The organism is Paenibacillus ginsengarvi (genome assembly GCF_003626695.1).
Classification (GTDB): domain Bacteria; phylum Bacillota; class Bacilli; order Paenibacillales; family NBRC-103111; genus Paenibacillus_AB; species Paenibacillus_AB ginsengarvi.
In genome coordinates, this window is record NZ_RBAH01000015.1 from 161,579 (window position 1) to 182,640 (window position 21,062).

General features: G+C 56.1%; 14 protein-coding genes. 11 read left to right on the forward strand and 3 right to left on the reverse strand.

The genetic code is table 11. The features are described from left to right. The first annotated feature begins 12 nt into the window (after positions 1-12). The 3 genes from D7M11_RS20500 to D7M11_RS20510 all read left to right on the forward strand — a co-directional run bounded on the left by D7M11_RS20500 (position 13) and on the right by D7M11_RS20510 (position 3,186). Positions 13-1,212 (forward strand): Gfo/Idh/MocA family protein, encoded by a 1,200-nt coding sequence (locus D7M11_RS20500; RefSeq protein ID WP_158606749.1) that lies wholly within the window; start codon positions 13-15, stop codon positions 1,210-1,212. Between the two features lie 494 nt (positions 1,213-1,706). Then, positions 1,707-2,885: an extracellular solute-binding protein gene (locus D7M11_RS20505; protein WP_120749114.1), complete on the forward strand. Its 1,179-nt coding sequence runs from the start codon at positions 1,707-1,709 to the stop codon at positions 2,883-2,885. Position 2,886: 1 nt separating this feature from the next. Next, entirely contained in the window at positions 2,887-3,186 is a 300-nt protein-coding gene (locus D7M11_RS20510) for a Gfo/Idh/MocA family oxidoreductase (RefSeq protein ID WP_120749115.1), read from the forward strand. A gap of 120 nt (positions 3,187-3,306) precedes the next feature. Here the strand turns inward: D7M11_RS20510 and D7M11_RS20515 are convergent, their stop codons facing one another. Further along, positions 3,307-3,669, reverse strand: a complete 363-nt coding sequence (locus D7M11_RS20515) for a response regulator (protein ID WP_120749116.1) — start codon at positions 3,667-3,669, stop codon at positions 3,307-3,309. A gap of 260 nt (positions 3,670-3,929) precedes the next feature. Between D7M11_RS20515 and D7M11_RS20520 the strand changes: the two genes are divergently transcribed. From D7M11_RS20520 to D7M11_RS20530, 3 genes are all read left to right on the forward strand, one after another. Continuing rightward, complete coding sequence (locus D7M11_RS20520; protein WP_158606750.1) at positions 3,930-7,004, forward strand: ATP-binding protein; 3,075 nt, start codon at positions 3,930-3,932, stop codon at positions 7,002-7,004. Beyond that, positions 6,976-8,088, forward strand: a complete 1,113-nt coding sequence (locus D7M11_RS20525; protein ID WP_120749118.1) for a response regulator — start codon at positions 6,976-6,978, stop codon at positions 8,086-8,088. Before D7M11_RS20520 ends, D7M11_RS20525 begins: the two co-directional genes overlap by 29 nt. A gap of 149 nt (positions 8,089-8,237) precedes the next feature. After that, complete coding sequence (locus D7M11_RS20530; RefSeq protein WP_120749119.1) at positions 8,238-9,743, forward strand: sulfatase family protein; 1,506 nt, start codon at positions 8,238-8,240, stop codon at positions 9,741-9,743. An 88-nt stretch (positions 9,744-9,831) separates the two neighbouring features. Here the strand turns inward: D7M11_RS20530 and D7M11_RS20535 are convergent, their stop codons facing one another. Further along, entirely contained in the window at positions 9,832-12,858 is a 3,027-nt protein-coding gene (locus D7M11_RS20535; protein WP_120749120.1) for a TIM-barrel domain-containing protein, read from the reverse strand. 131 nt (positions 12,859-12,989) lie between these two features. Here D7M11_RS20535 and D7M11_RS20540 point away from each other — a divergent pair, with 131 nt between their 5' ends. From D7M11_RS20540 to D7M11_RS20555, 4 genes are read left to right on the forward strand one after another with little or no spacing between them, the layout of a single operon-like run. Then, the gene (locus D7M11_RS20540) at positions 12,990-14,342 is read left to right on the forward strand and encodes an ABC transporter substrate-binding protein (protein WP_158606751.1); all 1,353 of its coding nucleotides are present in this window, start codon (positions 12,990-12,992) and stop codon (positions 14,340-14,342) included. A gap of 53 nt (positions 14,343-14,395) precedes the next feature. Then, entirely contained in the window at positions 14,396-15,475 is a 1,080-nt protein-coding gene (locus tag D7M11_RS20545) for a Gfo/Idh/MocA family protein (RefSeq protein ID WP_120749122.1), read from the forward strand. A 28-nt stretch (positions 15,476-15,503) separates the two neighbouring features. Next, complete coding sequence (locus tag D7M11_RS20550) at positions 15,504-16,385, forward strand: sugar phosphate isomerase/epimerase family protein (protein WP_120749123.1); 882 nt, start codon at positions 15,504-15,506, stop codon at positions 16,383-16,385. A gap of 39 nt (positions 16,386-16,424) precedes the next feature. Then, positions 16,425-18,329, forward strand: coding sequence for a glycosyl hydrolase family 28-related protein (locus tag D7M11_RS20555; RefSeq protein WP_120749124.1), 1,905 nt, complete (start codon positions 16,425-16,427; stop codon positions 18,327-18,329). Between the two features lie 123 nt (positions 18,330-18,452). Here D7M11_RS20555 and D7M11_RS20560 read toward each other — a convergent pair whose 3' ends face one another. Next, entirely contained in the window at positions 18,453-19,910 is a 1,458-nt protein-coding gene (locus D7M11_RS20560; RefSeq protein WP_120749125.1) for a sialidase family protein, read from the reverse strand. Positions 19,911-20,185: 275 nt separating this feature from the next. On the opposite strand from D7M11_RS20560, the gene D7M11_RS20565 reads away from it, so the two are divergent. After that, the gene (locus D7M11_RS20565) at positions 20,186-20,938 is read left to right on the forward strand and encodes an IclR family transcriptional regulator (protein WP_120749126.1); all 753 of its coding nucleotides are present in this window, start codon (positions 20,186-20,188) and stop codon (positions 20,936-20,938) included. The last annotated feature ends 124 nt before the right edge of the window (positions 20,939-21,062 follow it).

Here is a 21,062-nt window from a genome sequence, read left to right on the forward strand (position 1 = left end):
CGGCGATCGAAAATGAAACCGGACAAAATCGGAATTGGTATACTGGGTACAGGGAAACGCGGCGTTTATTTCGCGGGCAAATATTTCGGCAAACATCCCGATTGCAAACTCGTGGGGCTGTGCGACATCAGTACGGCCAGCCTGGACTTCGCGCGCGAGGAGCTGGGCGATCTGCCCGCTACAACTTCGCTCGAGCAATTTTTGGCGCTGCCGGGACTGGATGCGGTCGTTATTTGCAGCAGCGATCAAGCGCACGCTGAGCATACGCTCGCCTCCTTCCGGGCGGGCAAGCACGTGTACCTCGAGAAGCCGATGGCGCCTTCGATCGAAGACTGCGACCGGATGGCGGAAGCGGCGCTTGCGGCCGGGCGCGTGTTCATGGTAGGGCTCGAGCTGCGGTACTGCTCGCTGATGGAGGATATGAAGCGGATCGTTTCCTCCGGGGCTGTAGGCGATATCGTCATCGGAACGGTCATCGACAACGTCTCCGTAGGCGGGGACTATTATTACCACGGTCCTCAGCGGCGCAAGGAGGTTGTCACCAGTCTGATTCTCGAAAAAGGGACGCATTCGCTCGATTTGGCGAATTGGCTTGTCGACGCATCGCCAGTCAAGGTATACAGCTCCGGCGGGCTGGACGTCTTCGGAGGCAGCGCCCCGAACGACAAACGATGCCGTTCGTGCGACGTGGCGGCCACATGCGCCTACTATGTCGATAACAAGAAAGGGCTGGAGATGGATTACGGCGGCGTGAGGCTGAAAAACGACCTGTGCGTTTATGCCGAGGAGATCGATACGCATGACAATGCTCTCGTTCTGATCGACTACGATAATGGCGCCCGGATCTCATACATGGAATGCCACTTTACCCCCGAATATTCGCGGGAATTCATGTTCACGGGGACGATGGGGAAAATCACCGGATTTTACAACAACGAGCAGGACTTTCGAATTACGGTGACGAAGCGGCATTCCGGGGAAGCGGAGACGTACTATCCCGAACGCCGATTAGGCGGACACGGGGGCGGGGACACGGCGATCGTGCGGCAATTCATCGAGCTGGTGAAAAAGGGCCGGCCGGCCATGCCGGGTATCTGGGGAGCCCGAGACAGCGCGGCCATCGCCATCGCCGCCGCTAGGTCGGCGGAAACCGGCCAGCCTGTGCACATTCCGCCGAACGATACGTTCCGCCGAGCAGGCGAAAAACGTTAGCGGAAGAAGAAGGCGCATCCCGAATGCAGCCGGGGAGCTTATCTAGATCGAGTGAGCAGCAGAAGCCGCGTTATCATCGCGGCTTTTTTGCATTCGCAAGAAAAGGTGAAGCTTATTAAAACTTATTAAACCTTAAGGCGAAATGCGTTCGCTCGAGTGAATCAGGGGACATGTGCCAATAAAGGAAGCGGGACTTCCTCTAAACCGACGCCAGCTACCTGCGAAGCGGCGATAACGGAACCCGGAGTTCCGCTAAGCCGCCGCCGAACTACCGCCGATGTCTGACTGCGGGACGGCGAGGCGGAGGTGCCGATGCCTTGCGTATTGAAAGGGGAATGTTTGCAGGGTGTTTGGTCCCGATCGGGTTGTGACTCATAAATGAATTATTTTATGAGTTGGAAAGCGGGCTGGGAAACTCGAGCGGAAACGGGGTGATAGCAGCCGGTATTCCTCGGAATCGGGTCGTACGAAATTCAGGCAGAGGTGTTATCCACATGAGAAGAAGACCGTCGAAAGAACAATTCGAGCAACAGATCGAGCAGACCGCGAAGGCACTTCACGACGAGATGATCGCGGGGAAGTGGGCTGCCGGAAGCTTCCTGCCGCCCGAGAAATCACTGGAAGCGCGATTCGGCCTGAGCAATTACTCGATCCGACTCGGGCTTGAGCAGCTCGTGCAGGAAGGATGGATCGAGAAAATTGCGGGCGTAGGCAATCGCGTCGTAGCAACCCGCCCGCAAGTCAAGCTGACCATAGCCTGCGAAAACGTAACGCTGCGAAATTTGAAAACTAGCGGGGCTGGTCGAACAATTTCAGCGTTCTATCCGTGGATCCAGGTGGAGTTTCTGTCTATGATCAGCCCGATACCCGGAACGGATCTGTCGGAGCGTACGCTGGCAGGGGATCTGGTATTGCTGGATAACGTTCAGTTTCAACAGCTGTCGGAGAACCGTTTGACCCATTTGCTGGAGCCTTTATCAGAAGATGACGAATGGTATCCGCAGTTTACGAAGCATTTCAGCGTGGAGGGCCGGCGTCTGCTGCAGCCGATCGTCCTGTCGCCGCTCGTGCTCTGCTACAACAAGGCTCATTTCCGGGAAAGCGGATTGGCGGAGCCGAACGGCAGCTGGACCTGGAACGACCTAATCCGCCATGCGGAGCTGCTGTACGACGGCAGAGGGCGATACGGATTTGCCTTCCACATTCAATCGTTGTACAGGTGGCCGCTGTTTCTCATCCAGAGCCGCGAACGGTTCGAGGAGAGCGGGGAAGAATTCCTGCGCAGCCGCAGCTCCCGGCTGCTGGACGGCCTTAAGCTGTGCAAAGACATTTTGCATAACCGGAAGGCGGTTCCGCTCTATTTATCGGAGAACAACGACGATATAAACCGGATGTTTATGGAAGGGAAGCTGTCCATGACGCTGAACACCTATATGGGCTTGAACAGCTGGAACGAGGCGGAGATCGAATACGATATTTCGCCGGTCCCTTATATGGACAGCCCGAGGACGCTGCTGATTACGCTGGGGGCGGGGATTAACGGCAGCTCCGAACACAAGGAGGAGGCAAGGCTGCTCGTCGATTTTTTGGGGAGATGTGGAAGGGAGCGCGAATCTGCTTATGCAGACCGAATCCGGCATTACTGCAAATGTTGCGCTCAGCGGTTACCATAACGTGATGATAAACGAAATGGATCTGCTGTTCACGGACGGCCAATTGAAGCTGGAGGGCAGTCATAAGCTGTGGATCGGCGACAAGATGAGGAAGTCGTTAGAGCCGGTTGAGCTGGAAGGCGAGCCGGGTGCATTTCACGCACAATGGGATGACTTGCTGAATGCGATCGAGCGCGGGTGTGAACCGGGGATATCCGGGGCATACGGCCAGAGCATAGCTGAGGTCGTCGCAGCGATCTACCGCTCGCACGAGTCGGGCACGGAGCAAGAGGTTCAAGGTGCAGGGGCGCTTTGCCCATAGAAAGTAGACTGGAGTAAATTGGGTTGATATAGAGGGAAAAGGCGGACGATAGCCCGCCTTTTTGCGTTGCCGATTTCCGGTTTGACGTGCCCAGTCCAAGCCTGGTTTCAAAAGCTTGCCCTACCCGAGCAGCGCCTGCATTTTGTCCTGCAGCCGGCTCCAGTCGACTGGCTTCGTGTCGAAATCGTCGCAGCCCGCTTGCAGGGCGCGTTCCTTGTCGTTCGACATGGCATGCGCGGTCAGCGCTATAATCGGGATATGGCGCAGGGAGGGCGAGCTTTTGATCTGCCTCGTCGCTTCCCAGCCGTCGATTTCCGGCAAGCTCATATCCATCAAAATCAGATCGGGACGTTCCCGCTCCGCTAATTCGACGCCTTCGCGGCCGTCGATCGCTTCGATCACCTCGTAACCTTTGCGGATCAGACGGCGGCTGAGCATGTCCCGATTCATTTCATTGTCCTCAACCAGCAATATTCTGGACATTGTGATCCCTCCTTCGTTCCCCCTAAAGCGATTGCCCTGGCCTGGATGGCCGTAGTCCTTATGAACTATTAAGATCTATCTCATTCATGTTATCCTATGGCAAAGTTTGGAGTCAATAAGTACAGCCGGGATAACACTAGCGAAAAAAGAAGAGAATGCAAGTCGAAATGAAGGAGAATGTTAGGCATTATCGGGCCGGAACCTATATAATGAAACTAGCCAAGTCTGTTTTGCCTACTTCATGATCCTGGATGGAATCTATGAACATACGAATCTCTATTTTGCTCGTCGGTCTTGTTACCTACCTGCTCGTCATCGGAGTGGAAGGGTACCGGGTGTTGTTTCCGTCCTACGACGGACCGCAGGCGAAAGCCGGCTATCTGGACGCTAGCCCGTGGCTCGATCCGATGAAAGGCACGATTCCGCTTGCCGGCGAGTGGGAATTTTACGACGGCGTTTTGCTTCGTCCGGCGGATTTTCGCGATCATCCGGAGATTGCGGCATCTCGTCAGCTCGTCCGCGTTCCCGGCAACTGGAACAGCTTCGTCCACAGCAGCGGGCGTTTCGTCGGTTACGGAAGCGGGACGTATCGCCTGCTCGTTCAGGTGGATCGGCCGGATGTGTACAGCTTGCGCGCCAAAAAAATACGGCTTGCCAGCCATGTTTTCATTAACGGGGTCGATCTGGGAGGCGGCGGGACTCCCGCTTTGAGCCAAGAGCAGTTTGTTGCCAGCAATTATCCGTTTACCGGGACGGTCAGCCTGGATGCGGGCACGGCCGAGATAGTCATTCAAGTATCCAACTTCGTGTTCTGGAACGGAGGGCTCGTGCAGACGCCTGAATTCGGCTTCGCGCGCGAGGTGTCGGCGAAGCGCGATGTAGCCAGAATGACGGATATGGTGCTCGTTTCCGTTTTGTTTACGTTCGGTCTGTATTTTGCCGGTATGTTCCGGATATGGCGGCAGGAGCGGTATTTGGTCCCTCTAAGCTTGTTTTGCTTGTTAACCGGGCTGTTCTTCTCGATGGACAACGAGATGCTCAGCGCTACGCTGTTTCCCCCCATTCCGTTCAACATACTGCAGAAGATGCTCTACGTGTTCTCCTTGCTGTTGACGTTTTTTTTCGGCCGGTACGTCTTCCTGTTTCTCGGAGAAGCGGAGCGGCCGTCCCATCGCTGGCTGCGCTGGAGTCTTATCGCCTGTCTGGCGGTTATTGTCGTCGTGCCGAACTCTGTTCTAGCCTATGCGTTATTGCCTAGCACGGCGATGCAATTCGCCATGCTGCTGCAAATTGTCGAGGCGCTGTACCGAGCTTGGCGAAACCGGGTGCCCGGCACGGTTTACGTCGGACTTGGCGTCTTGTTTCTCGTCGTCAATCTGCTCGTCGGCCATTACCATACGGTGTTTTCCGTCGATCCACCGCTTCCCGTGGCCGCAACGCCCGTGCTGCTCGTGTTCTCGCAAGCGTTTCTGACTTCGCTGCGTTCGCTGCAAACGTACCGAGAACGGGAACGACTGTCCCGGCAACTGCTCGAATATGACCGGCTCAAGGACGAATTTCTGGCCAAAACATCGCACGAGCTGCGGACGCCGCTCCACGGCGTTATCAATTTGTCGCAAACGATGCTTGACGACCGGGAAACGGAGCTTGGCCGGAAGCATCGGATGAATGTCGAGCTGCTGAACCGGATCGGCAGACGAATGGCCAGTCTCGTACACGATATTATGGATATGTCGCAAATCAAGGCGGGTCGGCTGCATCTGCATCTGGCGCCGGTTGACGTCCGGCTGACGGTCCGCTTCGTTCTGGACGTGCTGCTCGTCTTTTATTCCAACAAAAACATCGCCGTTACGACCAGCCTCCCGCGCGACTTGCCGCTCGTACGGGCCGACGAGAACCGGCTGCGGCAAGTGCTGCACAATCTGCTCGAGAACGCTCTGAAATATACGGAGCAGGGAACAGTCTGCGTTGAGGCGGAGCAGCGGCATGACCGGCTGGCGATAACGGTTGTCGATACGGGCTGCGGCATCCCGCCGGGGGATCTGGAACGGCTGTTTCTTCCTTACGAGCAGGCGGAGCCGTCTTCCGGACGCTCGCCGGACGGTATCGGGCTCGGCCTGAGCATTACGAAGCAGTTGATCGAATTGCAGGAAGGGAGCCTGGAGGTCCATTCCGAGGTCGGCAAAGGCTCGCGGTTCACGTTTACGCTGCCGATTGCGGGCGCGGCGGCCGGGGCGGCGGAGACGGACCTGCCACCGGTTGCGGCGGCAGGTGAAGAGTCCGCCATGTTCGGCTTGCCGGGCAGCGGTGCCGAGGCGGAGGCGACAGTGCTGCTTGTGGACGATGAGATTACGAATCTGAAAGTGCTAATCGATGTGGCCGTGTCGCTGGGTTACGCCTACAAGGCGGTTCGCAGCGGCGAAGAGGCGCTTGTCGAGCTGATCCGCGAGCCGAGGCCGGATATCGTGCTGCTCGATCTGATGATGCCGCAAATGTCCGGCGTCGACGTATGCCGGAGCATTCGCCGCACCTGGACCGTTTTCGAAATGCCGGTGCTGATGCTCACCGCCTCCGGACAAACCGGGGATATCGTCTCCTCCTTCCAGGCCGGAGCGAACGACATCGTCCAGAAACCGTTCGAGCCGGCGGAGCTGAAGGCGCGCATTCAGTCGCTGCTTGCGATGAAACGATCCGTGGAGCGGGCGGCGCGCAAGGAGCTGGACTTTTTGCAGGCGCAAATTACGCCGCATTTTTTGTACAACAGCTTGAATGCGATCATGAGCCTCAGCTACAAAAATATCGACATGCTGCGGGAAACGCTGCTTCACCTGACGACTTACTTGCGCGCCAAATTTACGTTCGCCTACCGGGACCGGCTAATCCCGATCGAGCGCGAGCTGGAGGTTGTGAAGGCGTACGTCGCCATCGAACAGCTCCGGTTCGGGGAACGGCTGGAGGTGGAGTTCGAGCTGGATGACACGCTGACGCTCCTCATTCCTCCGCTGACGATCCAGCCGTTGGTCGAAAACGCGGTCCAGCACGGGATCGGCCCGAAGCTGACCGGCGGTAAGGTGCGGCTGAGCATCCGCCGGATAGGCGGCGAGACGGAAATATGCGTGGAAGACGACGGAGTTGGCATCGACGAGGCTACGCTTGCCGAGCTGACTGCCGGCACCTCGCCCGCGGGCGGAGTAGGGATCGGCAACGTGAACCGCCGGCTGGAGATGGTACTCGGCCGAAAGCTGGCGATCGAGAGTGAAGCGGATAAAGGAACTCGGGTCAAGATCACATTACCGGAGGAAACCGATGATCAGAGCCGTACTGATAGACGATGAATATCTCGCCCTGGACCTGCTGGAAATATTGCTGGGGGAAATAGGCGGGGTCGACGTTGTAGGAAAGTTTTTGAACGCTGCCGAAGCGTTACATAGAGTGCCGGAATTAAATGTGGATCTCGTCTTTCTCGATATCGAGATGCCGGGGATGAACGGAATCGCCGCCGCGAAGAAGATCCGTTTGTTCGAGCCGGAGCTGAAAATTGTATTCGTCTCGGCTTACCAGCAGTATGCGCTCGACGCATTTGACGTGGAGGCGCTGGACTACCTGCTGAAGCCGCTGTCCAAGGATCGGGTCACAACATCGCTGCAAAGGTATAAGAAGCAGCGGATGAAGGACGAGCTTGCCGCGGCGGTCGCGCATACCGAGCGGGCGGAGGCTCCGGGCGAAGCCGACCGCTTGAAGCTGCGCGTGCTCGGAAGCCTGGAGCTGTTCGATAAAGAGGAGCGGCTGCTCTCCTGGCGAACGAAAAAGGCGAAGGAATTGTTCGTGTATTTGTGGCAGGCCGGCGGAGCCCCGGTTCACCGGTTTCGCATCCTCGAGGATTTGTGGCCGGATACGGAAGCGAACCGGGCCCAGACGCTGCTGCATACAAGCATGTATTATTTGCGAAGCATGCTGCGGAAGCAAGGCTTTCCCGATGCGATCTCGTTTACGGACGAGCGATACGCGATGCGGACCGAGTTCGTGACCAGCGATGCGGAGCAGCTCCGCGCGTATATGCAAGCATTCGAGCCGGGACTTGTCGGCAGGCTGCTGGAGCTGTACCGGGGCGACTACTTGGAGGAGGAAGATTACGGATGGGCTGCGGCGATTCGGTCGGAGCTGCGGCAGGACTATTTGCGCCTGATCGAACAGGCCGCCGCAAAGTCCGGGGGCGCGGAGCGCGAGGCGATCTGGCGCAAGCTGATCCGGCTCGAGCCCTACTCCGAAGACTATTACGAGAAGCTGCTTACGGATATGGCGCAAAGCGGGAACGCGGCTCATCTGCGCTCCGTTTACGGGGAGATTGCCGAGCGGTTCGCGGAGCTCGGCGTGATGCCGTCGCAGCGGATTTTAAGTCTGATGAAGGACGGCTTGTAAGCCGGCGACGGGGGATTGCCGAACCATCGGCATGACCCGACATTTGGCCAAACACATTTGGATATTCCCTTCTCGCGGAAGTGCGGCTACAGTAAAGTAGAAGGCAACGATCTGCTATCAGTCCGATCAATCGGAGGGAATGGACTACTATGAGAAAACCTAACATTTTGCTGATTACAAGCGATCAACAGCACTGGAATACGCTAGGAGCGATCAACCCGGAGCTGCAAACGCCGAATTTGGACCGGCTGGCTGCGGAAGGGACGATGTTCACCCGCGCCTATTGTCCGAATCCGACCTGTACGCCTACGCGCGCTTCGATTATAACCGGCATGTATCCGAGCCAGCATGGAGCCTGGACGCTGGGGACGAAGCTGCTCGAAGATCGTCATACGGTCGGCGAAGACTTTCAGGAAGCTGGTTATCGCACGGCTCTCATCGGCAAGGCGCATTTTCAGCCCACGCGTAGCACGGACGAATACTCTTCGCTCGAATCGATGGGCATTTTGCAAGATCTCGATTACTGGCGGACGTTTCACGGTCCTTTCTACGGCTTCGATCATGTGGAGCTGGCGCGCAATCATACGAACGAGTATCTCGTCGGCCAGCATTATGCGCTGTGGATGGAGGAGAAGGGCTGCGCCAACTGGCGGGATTATTTCCTCGCCCCGACCGGCACAATGAAGCCGGCTCTGCACAAGTGGGACATCCCGGAGCAGTACCATTACAACACGTGGATCGCCGAGCGATCAAACGCGCTGCTCGAGCAGTATAAGGAAAACGACGAGCCGTTTTTCCTCTGGTCGAGCTTTTTCGACCCGCATCCGGATTATCTGGTGCCCGAGCCGTGGGATACGATGTATGATCCCGACAAGCTGACGATTCCGGCCATCGTGCCAGGGGAGCATGACCGCAACCCTCCGCACTTCGGGATGACCCAGCAGGCCAAGCCGGATTTCAGCGAGTGGAAGGAAACCGGATTCGGCATTCACGGCTACCGCTCCCATCTGCTGCCCGAAGGGGAGCGGAAGCAGCTCGTCGCTACCTACTACGCGATGGTCAGCCTGATGGACAAATATATCGGCTCCATCCTGGACAAGCTGGAGCAGCTTGGGCTGGCGGACAATACGATCGTCGTGTTCACGACCGACCACGGTCATTTTTACGGGCAGCACGGCTTGCAGTACAAGGGCGGCTTCCATTACGAGGATCTGATCAAGCTGCCGTTTATCGTGCGTTATCCGGGACAGGTGCCGGCCGGAGCCCGGTCGGGGGCGATTCAATCGCTCGTTGATCTGGCCCCGACGTTTTTGTCGCTGTGCGGTATTCGGGTGCCCTATGCCATGACCGGTGTGGACCAGAGCAAGGTTTGGCTTGGGGAGGAGGCCGCGGCGCGCGACCATGCGATCTGCGAATTCAGGCACGAGCCAACCACGATCCACCAGAAGACGTATGTAAACGAGCGGTATAAGCTGACCGTTTATTACAATCGGACGTACGGAGAACTGTTCGATCTGCAGGAAGACCCCCACGAGCTGCGCAATTTGTGGGACGAGCCGGAAGCTTCCACGCTGAAAACCGAGCTGCTGCTCCGGTACGCCTGGGCCGAGCTTGGCAAAGAGCCGATGCCGATGCCGCGAATAACGGGCTCTTGATTCGCCTTGCAGCTTAAAAGTAAAAGCACCGCGTTCTTCCCTCGGGAAGGTTGCGGTGCTTTTGTCGCTATGCGGCTTGCGGCCGCGGTCAATGTTTCAGCTCGCCGGGAGTCACGCCCCAATATTTGCGAAACACGCGAATGTAATGGCTCGTATCCTTGTAGCCGAGCAGAGCGGCCGTCTCCGAGACGGTGCCTCCGGCGATCAGCAGCGTTTTGGCCCGTTCCATTTTGCGGGACAGCACGTAATCGTTGAGCGGCTGGCCGATCTCCCGCTTGAACAGCCGGCTTAGATGGGACGAATTGACGTGCAGCCGTTCGGCCAACGTTTGCAGCGACAGCTCGCCGCCCGGCTCTTTCTCGACAATGTCGTACACTTGTTTGATCAGCGGATGAATGTCGACCTTCTTGGAATACCGCCGGTAGTCAACGAAGCGCTGGACGGTTCCCCGCATCAGGCCGTACGCTTGCTCGCTCCCGGACAGAGCCTGCACGTTGCGGAAAGCATCGTAGTCTCCGCCGAGCACCGTCTGCAGCGTCCAGCCTTGGCGGTTGCAGACCTGTACGAATAGTCCGTACAATACGAGCAGGTTAACGCGCGCTTCTCCGGTGTCCGATTGACTCTCCATCCGTTCAACCCACCATTGCTCCAAAGCCGTGAACGCTTTGGCCGGATCTCCGGTTTCCAAACCTATCTCCAGCTCGGCTTCCCATAGCGCACCCGCTTGGATCGGTGACATCATCGACCCCGGGTCGTCCGCCCCGCGATTTGGCGGGGGGGAGGCGGGACGTATCAGGCCGGAAAACTCTGCCGCTTTCGGTTCCTGGCCCACACGTTCCGCCGCTTGGCCGCCCAGGCAGGCTCCCGCCGATTTCCGGCGCAACGTTGCGTCAAATAAAACTTCGATCGTCAGGTCTTCCGGTTTGTCCGCCTTTTCCTCCGCATTCAGGCGGACGAGCCACGTCGAGCGGTCGAAATGCCAACCGGCATCCGTTAAGCCGCTACGCGGCGGCTGTCCGACTTCCTCGATCATGTGCCCGTCGACGGCGACCTGCAGCGGCTTCGCTGTCACGTGCAGAAACATCTCGTATCGGCGCTTAGCCGGCATCCCTTCGTACCGCCCTGTCCGTCGACCGACGACGATCCGCATCCATTTCTCCGTCGCCCGGCAGTTTACTGACGTCTCCGCGACATTGCCCTCCAAATATCCGTAAGTTGTCCCATCATCCTCGATGAGCGTGTAGTTGCTTACCCCGTAAGGATATAGATGCAGGCCGATCGTTTCCGGCTGCTTCGTTCCGATATGGGTCACTTCCGGCCAAGTGGGAAAAATCGCCCCTGCCCGCACGAACAACGGCCCGCCCGCCGGCGCCGGCGCGTTATAGTCGAGCTCCGCCGGTCCAGTCTGCCGGATTCCGGTCCAGTAATCGATCCATTCTCCTTCCGGCAAATATACGGTTTCGGTAAAAGCGGCGACCAGGAAAAACTCCCCTAGCATGTATTGGTTCAGTAGTCCGTCCGCACGCGGATCGTCGGGAAACGCGAGCGGCATCGCCCGTATGATCGGCATGCCGGTGCGGGCAGCCTCGTGCGCCGCCGAATAAATATACGGCAGCAGCCGGTAGCGCAGCTTGGCGTACGCTTTGAACGTTTGCAGCAGATCGTGCTCCAGCAGACACGGATGACGCCAATACGCCCAACTGTTTATCTGCGACCAGGGCTGCAAAAATCCGAAATGAATGGTCTCGGGAGTGGAAACATCCATATCGGCGGTCGTATGAACATGGCCGGACATGCCGTGGTTCAACATGGAAACTAGCGCCGCCCCCTTGCCGGAGCTGCCGGCCCATGTTGCGGCGTATTGCTGCATGCCGGTAAAGCCGGACAACGTGTAAATCATCGGCCTGAGTCCGGTCTGTTCCCGGAACCCGACATGCATTTGCTTGGCAAGCAGAAGCGGATACAGGTTATGCATTTCTTCATCGTCCATGCCGTTGCTCCATCGGCGGCCGGGCTGCGGAATCGATTGCCACGATCCGCTCAACTTGAACGCGGCGACGCCCTGATCGACAAATTTTCGCAGATGCTCGTACCAGGGCTCCTCGTATTCCGTCTCAGGCGTTAGCGCGGTGGAGTGCGGGGTGGAGCCAGCCAGTTGCTGCTCTTCGTATACACTCAAGTCATGGACGCAGCTCAGCAACAGACTCAGCTTAAAGCCGAGCTTGTCCAGCGCACCGATGAATGTTTCCGATTCATTCGAGAACGGGGGAACCCGAAACCGTTCCGGGTGCCAGTTTTTGCTCGTCGACCAGTCGTTCGGTTTTTCCATCCACCCCGGCTCCAGCCCGATCATATCGCACGGAATGCCTTCACGGCGAAAGTTAAGGGCGTCGTCCATCATTTCGCGGGCGTTCACCAGTTCGTGGCACACATAGGTCAGTCCGTACGCCCACCTGGGCAGCAGCGCTGGCTTGCCGGCAACGTTCGTGTAGCGGTCCAGCAGCTGCTTCGGACTGTCGCCGACAAATACGAAGTAATCCAGCTCCCCGTTCGCTCCTTCGAACGTCAACCGGTCGGGCTGAGTGCAGCCGATGTCGATTTCGTGCTTCCACGTCGTGTTGATCGCAAGTCCCCAGCCTCTGCTGCTCATCAGGAACGGAACGGGAGCGTAGCGCTTCACGTTCTCCACCCACATGCTGGTGCGATGTCCGCGATGCTCGATACGCTCCCTCGTTTCGTCCCCGAACCCGTACCATCTTTCCCCGTCGGCCAGCGTGAAATGAACGGCAAACCCTTGTCCCGCTTCGTAGCGGGAAGGCGCGGCATGCCGGGTCAGCAGTTCGCCGGAGGCGCGGAGCAAGACAAACGTCCCGTTCGCCGCATCGACCCGTAGTTCCGCCTCGGCGGTGCGCAGCGCGATGCGGGAACCGTCGTCATACGCGACCATATCGGCATTGGGCCGGCAGCGGATAATGCCGTATCGTTCCAGCGCGGATTCCGGAAAGTCGTTCGTCGTTCGCATCCGGACCCGCAGCGCATGCGGGGCTAACGCTTCCACGCGCAAGAACCCGCCGCTTGCGATCGGAATAACGGTGCAGTGGCTGTTATCGTTCAAGTTGCAGGGACCCCCTCGTCGACTGATGAGATAATGTCTTATATAGGCGATCAGTTGCAATAGATCGGCCTACGTTGCGAATGCGTTTTCATTTATACTCTGATTGTAATTCGATGAAGGGAGAGAAAGCAATGGTCAACAGCAAGGTGCGAAAAGGGTTGTCGGCCGTGGCCGCCACGGTGATTACCGTTCTGATGGCCGCGGGTTGTTCAAGCGGGGGGACGGTGCAGATGGCGGACAAGGACGGAGCCGGCAAGGAGGGACAACCCGTCAAGCCGGTCGAACCGCCGCAGGAGCCGGTCGAGCTGGTCATTTATTATCCGTACGTCAGCGATTGGGACGAAGCCGGTCTTATGCAGACGTTCGGGGAACCGATCAAGAAGAAGTACCCCTACATCACTCCCACTTTCATAGTCGGCGACTCCAGGCCGGGCAGGAGCATTACCGATCTTATCGCCGCGGGGCAAAAAATCGACATTATGTTTTGTTCCATCGGCGCGACACCGCCCACTCTACTTGATCCGAAGCTGGAGTACGACATCACCCCGCTGATCAAAAAGTACGGCTACGATCTGAACAAACTGGAGCCGACGAGCCTGGATATGGCCAGACAAATCGCCAAGGGCGGCCTTTACGGCTTGCCGGCCTACGTTCCGCCTTCGGCGCTGTATTACAACAAGGACATCTTCGACAAATTTGGAGTGCCTTACCCGAAGGACGGCATGACGTGGGATGAGATGTACGAGCTGAACAAGAAGCTGACCCGCAAGGAAGGAGACGGGCAATATTACGGTCTGTCGATGTCGTTCAGCGGTGCGGCGCAGATGAATGCGCGGAAGCTGAATCCGATCGATCCGGCGACAGAGAAGTCGGCGATTAATACGGCGGGCTGGAAAAGCTTCGCCGAAAATTTCATCCGCTTCTATCAAATTCCCGGTTACGGCACGTCCGTTGACGTAGGCGCGCAATTCAACCGGTTTTTCAAAGACCGCAATACGGCGATGTTTGTGGAGCTTACCGGCATTCATGGCGCGCTCCTGGAAGGAATGAACTTCGACATCGCTTCGTTCCCGGTATTCGCCGACGCTCCCTCCGCGGGACCGCAGCCTTACCTGACCTACTACTATATTCCGAACACCAGCAAGGTTAAGGACCAAGCGTTTCAGGCCATCTCTTACTTCACCTCGGAGGAGTTCCAGCAGCAGAAGGCCAGGGAAGGGAAGCTGCTGCCTATATTGCAAAACAAGACGGTGAAGGAATCGTTCGGCCAGGACGTTCCGCTGTTCAAAGGGAAAAATACGAAAGCGATGCTGCCGCAAGCATACGGCGCCCCGAGCGCGGTGACGCGGTACAACGGCATCGCCACGACCGAATTTTACAATGCGGTTATCGCCGTTATCGGCGGGACGAAGGATTTGAATACGGCTTTCCGCGATGCCGAGGAAATCGCCAATCAGAAAATACAGACGGCCAAGCCGAAATAACATGCAAAAGGAGCTTGTAGTCGGAAACTAAAATGGGAAGAGGTTGGTTATCGATGGGTACAAAGGTGCTAAAGGTTGGGATTATCGGGCAAGGTCGCAGCGGCCGCCATATACATGGAAACCAACTGCTTAAGATGAAAGAGCACTATGAAATTACGGCAATTGCGGATTCGATCGAAGAACGACAACAGATTGCAAAGCGTGAATACGGCTGCAACGCTTATCATACATGGCAAGAAATGATTGAAAACGAAAAACTTGATCTCGTTGTGAATGCCGCTCCAAGCCATCTTCACTTTGAAATTTCAATGCAAGTATTGGATAGAGGGGTGAATGTTCTTTGTGAAAAGCCGCTTGCGAAAACGGTGGAAGAAGTAAACCAGCTAATAGAGAAATCGAAGAAGTCTAATAAAACTCTTGCGGTTTTCCAAAATGCCCGTTTCCAGCCTGCTTTTATCCAGATTCGCAAGATAATAGAATCCGGCATACTTGGACGTATTATCCAGATCGATTTTACCAACAACGTTTTCGCGCGCAGATGGGACTGGCAAACGCTGCAAAACAGCAACGGCGGGAATTTGATGAATACCGGGTCGCACCCTTTAGACCAAGCGCTACAGCTGTTTGGAGCGGATGTTATGCCGGAAGTCACTTGTATTATGGATCGAGCGAATACGTTTGGAGATGCGGAAGACTATGTAAAGCTGATTCTGAGAGGTCCTGGCCGTCCAACAATCGATCTTGAGATTTCATCCTGCAGCGCGTATCCACGACATCCATTTATCGTACAAGGAGCAAACGGCGGACTGTATGGCAGTTCACAGCATTTGGAGTGGAAGTATTTTATTCCGGAGGAAGCGCCCCCACGGCAGCTCATAAGAGAGCCGCTATTCGATCAGAACGGGAATCCTGCTTATTGCAGTGAAACATTGAACTGGTATAAGGGTAGTTGGGATATAACAACTTGTTCTGATTCTATGACGTCCATTTCCATGGAAAAGAACTTGTACAGCATGCTATATCAGACTTTGGTGAATGGCGTTCCTTTTGAAATCACACCGCAGCAGGTGCGGCAGCAAATGATGGTTATTGAAGAGTGCCGTCGGCAAAATCCACATATTTATGCTGGGTAATAAATAAGAAAGCAGAGGAACATTCGATATGAAAATAGCTGTGTTTAGCGTGACATTAATCGATTACAGCATCCATGAAGCGATGCGTATAGCGAAGCAGATCGGCTTCGACGGAATCGAAATCGCCGGGAGAGAGCCTCACTTATCAAGTACGACCAGCGCTCCGAGGATCAGGGAGATTCGCTCCGTAGCGGACGGGCTCGGCTTGGAAATTCCGGCGATAGGAGCCTATGTAGGCGGTTTTTCGACGGCAAGCGATCAAGAATGCCAGCAGGCGTACAGCGACTTTGAGCGTATTCTCGAAGCTTCGGGCGTGCTTGGCTCCGATATGATTCGTGTCTCTGCGGGGGGACCGACCGCATTTTTAGCTCAAGACTATCATTATGCCAAATCGGCTCACTGGCTGAAAAAATGCGCAGAGGCGGCGAACGCTCAAGGGAAAAAGATCGTTCTGGAAATTCATAATAATTCGCTGGTCGAAACGGTTGAATCCGGCTTGCGTCTCGTGGGTATGGTCGGTGCGGACAACATGGGGTTGATTCACGATGCAGGCAATATGTACATTACCGACACGGATTATGGAAGAGAATCGGTCATTCAACTCGGCAATAAAATGTTCCACGTTCACGTTAAAGACGAGAAGCGTATAGCTGAAGCGGGCGGACCGGGAACGTTCAGCAATTTGACTAAGCACGGCACCGAGAAGTTTATGCAATGCTTGCTTGGAGAAGGCGCTGCCGATCATCAGCCTCTGTTCGATGCGCTGAAGGAAACCGGTTATTCCGGCTGGCTATCGCTGGAATGCTTTGCACCGCTGCCGGCCTACGAACGGCTGGAGCACGACTTCAACAAAGTGAAGCAAATGTTGGGGCGAGCACGAGTGCAAAGCACCTTCGAAACCGCTAAATAACTCCACAAAGCCGCAAGACCACAAAACGGAGGGATTGATATGAACGGTACGGACAGCATGACCAGAAGAAAGTTGCTGACTGCGATCGGCCTGGCTGGCGCCGCCGCCGCCGCAGGCGGCTTGCAGGCGGGGCTGGCGCGTGCGCTCGCGGCCCCGACCGGGGTCAGCGAAGCCGTATATGGGGGAGGGATCGGCTGCTCGAACTGCGTCATCCCAACCACAATCGCGGCAATTCGAGGCAAGACCGATTCTGGCGCGGGCGAGCTTTATTATGTGACCGATCCGGGCCAAGAGGGGCATTTCCGGCTCGACCCGGCCGACGCAGCCTCTGCGGACAATACGGGAACGGTACTCGTTTCGGCATACGGGGAACGGTTTAAGCGGCTGTACGGACGGGAGCCGGTCAACGCGGCCTGGTTCGGGACTAAGGGGGATGGCATCGCGAACGATACCTCGGCCATCCGGCAAGCGATCGCCGCGGTCTCGACCGGGACGGTGTACGTGCCTCCCGGCAGCTATTTGATCAACGATACGATCGAAGTCCCCCCAACTCTAAGCTTCATCTGCGAAGGCGCTCTAGTGTACGACGGGGAAGGAACCGCTGTCAAAATCGGCTCCGATACGGCGTATACGCGAAATAAGACGTATAAGCTCTCTGTCGACAAAAAAACGATTAATTTTGCCGGCAGCTCCGTCGGTGTGGAGTTCGTTAACCTGTACCACAACACGATCGAGCTGGGATCGGTCACCCGCTTTAGCAAAAACGTGCTGCTATCGGCGAAAAACGGCTTTGGCTTCTACTCCAATTTTGTTTCGCTCGGTATGTTTCAATACGGGAAAGTCCACGTGCTGATCAAAAACCAAAACAAGGGCTGGGCGAACGGCAACGAGTTTTACGGGGGCTCGTTTACAGGCGGCTACGATCAGGCGATCGGGGTCAAATTCGAAACCGACTATAACGGATTAAACGGCAACGCGTTTTATTCGCCGAAATTCGAGATGGGAGTGGGCGGTACCCGCTTTACGGTACCTGTCCATATGGTGAATTGCAGCGGCAACCGGTTTATCGCCGTACGCACGGAAGCGAACAATCCGAATTATTTCGCTTACCTGAAGGACTGTCTGGACAACCATTTCGATTTCACCATGGCGCTCAGTTCAACGAAATTGTACGAGCTGGGAAAATCTTTGCGCAACGCGGTCAACGACAACAAAACGCTGCTGTTCGATTCGGGTTTCATCGCGCAGAAGTGCAATTATTACAACGGAGACAAAGTGTTTGTTCGCAATCTGGATTTGCTGTCTTTGGACGGCGCGTTTCAGCGCAGCTCCGTCGTCGAATCCGGCGTCTCGCTCGTCACCTTCAACGGGCAAAGCGTCAATTGCGCAACCTTGCGAATGATTCTCAGCCTGTATGTGGACACTTCGCTCCTGAAAACGTTCCGGTTCGTCAAAAACACCGTACCCGGTACGGGCACACGGCTTCACTTCCGCTGTCTGGACGCAAGCGGCTCGCTGCTGACGGGGGAGAGCGTGCCGGTAACGGCCGGCGATGGCTGGGAGTACAACCGGTACATCGTCTCCAGCAATGAGCCTTATTTATACACCTACTACGGGGGAACGTACACCGAATCCAACGACTCTGTCCTGACCGACATCCGCGTCCATCCCGACGTCAAAACCATTCAACTGCTGGTGGCGATGAAACAGCTGATCAGCTTTCAAATTTACGGAATTGGATCGACCGGGCCGGAACTTTGCCGAATATGGACGAATTCCAATAACGACCGGGCCTACGCCGTGGCAGCGCCAACGCTGGGCGAATACCGCAAGGGCACCATTTTGTACGACGACAACAGTACGGTCGGCGGTTACGCCGGATGGGTTTGCGTGACGGCGGGATCGCCGGGCACATGGAAAAGGTTCGGCGCAATCGAAGCTTGATTTCGGTTCGAGCTTGGCAAAGAGCCGATGCCGATGCCGCGAATAACAGGCTCTTGATTCGCCTTGTAACTGAAAAGCACCGCGCCCTTCCTAAGAAGGATGCGGTGCTTTTCAGTGTAAGAATCATTCGGATGCGACCAGGCTGCGGAACTGCTCGATCACATGGTAGGTCATATAGTTGGCGTTATGGAAATTGTGCGCGCCGTTGATCGCCGTTCTGGAGGCGAAGCGGATATCGTCTCCGTGGAACATCCAATCGACGTACTGGAAGCCGACCTTTTTGCTGTCTTCCGGCCATCCGTTATGCTCGTAGTCGAGAATGTCCTTGACGACCGTCCACTGCTCGAGATCGTCCGAGCAAACCAGCGCCAGAACGTTGCGCATGGAAATGTTCGGTCCCGTCACCTTGCTGACGAGCGACCAGTATTTGCGCGAGACGTCGTCGTAGTATACGGTGAACTTGGACAAATTGCCGTGGAACGGAACCACCTTGTAAAAGGTAAGCTGCCGCTCCGGATGGTCCGGATCGGCGGCGAGCATAATCGCCCGGCCGTGGCTCGGCGTTCCGCCGTTCGTTTGATAACGCAGCAGATTAACGAGCGCGCCGTCCGGCGTAACGACCGCATTGCCTTCGAGCAGGCCGGCTAGCGAGCCGCCGACGACCGTACCCGGCCAGTTCGGATCGTAGGGCAGGAACGGCATGATCGTCCAGTTGGCGGGATCCAGCAGATCGGAGTCAGCCGGCACGGAAACAAGTCCCGACCGGTGCGAGCCTGTCGTCCAGGAGCCGTAATCGATACCGGTCCACAGCCTGCCCTTGTGCTCGATAACCGGCATCGGCGCCTTATGCGGTCCGCCGGCTTCCCGGCTGCCTGCGGCAATCAGCTCGGCCGGCTGCGTCCATGTTTCTCCTCCGTCGTCCGAGCCGCCGATGAGCAGAGCGCCATATTCGGTGCTTGTCGAGATCATATACAGGCGGTTACGGTGTACGAACAGCTTGCCCCAGAAGCAAGGATACAAGAAATTGACGAATTCCCAGCTCGCCCCGTCATCGGAGGAACGGAACACAATAGACGTATTTTGGCCTTCATTTCCCCAATAAACGTCGTGCGATGCGAGCATCGTTCCGTCCGCCAAACGGACGATTGAAGGGCTGGCCGGGGAACGGCCGGAAAAACCGTATATATAATCTTCCGGGTGCATGTAGTTAATGACTGTGCCTGGGACGTGGCCGGGGCGGAACAGGCGGGTCGGGCTAACGACCGAGTCGGAGCTTTGCAGCCATATTTCGTAATCGGTGTTGTTTTCGAGTCCGGTAACGGTTGTTCTTCCGCTTGCTCCCGGCAGGGACAGCCGGGTAGCTTCGGACTCCGCTTGCCCGCGCGGCCGGACATAAAGCGAATAGGATCGGCTTCCGCCAGCATCCGCCTCAAAATCGTTCCAGTCCAGCGTTAGAGCGCCTTTGCCTGGAGCGAGCCGCATAATGTGGAGCGAGCCGTAAGAGAGTTCGTTGCCCGTTGCGATCCGATAAAGCTCCCTGGGATCTTTTATATTCCAGCTTGTTGGATTGTGCTGATTCATTCGTTCTGACTCCCTTCCGCACTTCTAAGTTCTGTTATAAAGAACATCGTTCATCAATTTCAATTATAGAATAAGGGATGTACGCCAGCTAAGCAACACCTTTTTCCCGATTCGAAAAAGTTTTATAGACTGAGCGTAGGAGACTCGGATAAACTAAGGGTAACGGTTGTTTGCGATGCTGCATCTTTGTAAGATATAGATGGAATGGTTATAGGGACAAAATCACTCGTGCGCGCGTAAGCTGCGCCGTGCAAAAAGAATAAGAGGCGGATGAAATGGCGGAAGAGATTAAAGTCAAATCGTTATTCAAAGCTTTACGGATCATGGATTGCTTTACGGTCGACAGTCCGGAGTTGGGCATTACCGAAATCAGCGAGCAGCTCGGCTTGTATAAGAGCAATGTGCACAATATCGTCGATACGTTCGTGAAAGCAGGGTACCTGGAGCAAAATCCGGAAAACGAGAAGTATCGTCTCGGCTTCAAGCTGCTGGAGCTGGGGAACGTCATCTCGAGCAATATGAACATACGCAGGCTGACGCTGCCGTATATGCAGGAAATGTCCGATTATGCGAATGAAACGGTTTATTTGGGCATGCCTAGCGATACGGACGTCATCTATCTGGATTCCGCGTCGCCCAAAAATCAAATCTCGTCGCGATCGATGCTGGGCGTCAAAGCTCCCTTGTACTGCACCGGAATCGGCAAGGCGATGCTGGCTTTCCTGCCGGCTGAGGTGGCCAAAGCGGTGTGCGCCAAACCGCTCAAAAAGCATACGGATCAAACGATCACGGATACGAGCGCACTCCTGGACGAGCTGGAAGCAATCCGCCTTCGCGGTTATTCGATCGACAATATGGAGCACGAGTACGGCATTAAATGTATCGGCATGCCGATTCTGAACAAAAAGAAGCAGGTGGTAGCCGGCATCAGCGTATCCGGTCCGTCGCTGCGGTTCGAGGACGATAAAATGCGGGACTATGCGCTCAAGCTGAAGGAAATCGTGCGCTCCATCGAGGAAAAAGTATAAGAGAAGCCCCACAAGGAAAAGAACCTTCAAGACCACTATGCAGTGGGATTGAAGGTTTTGTCGTTAGAGGAACCGGAAAATACCGAAAGCGGCTATTGGAAACCGGCCAAAAAAAGACGCCGTT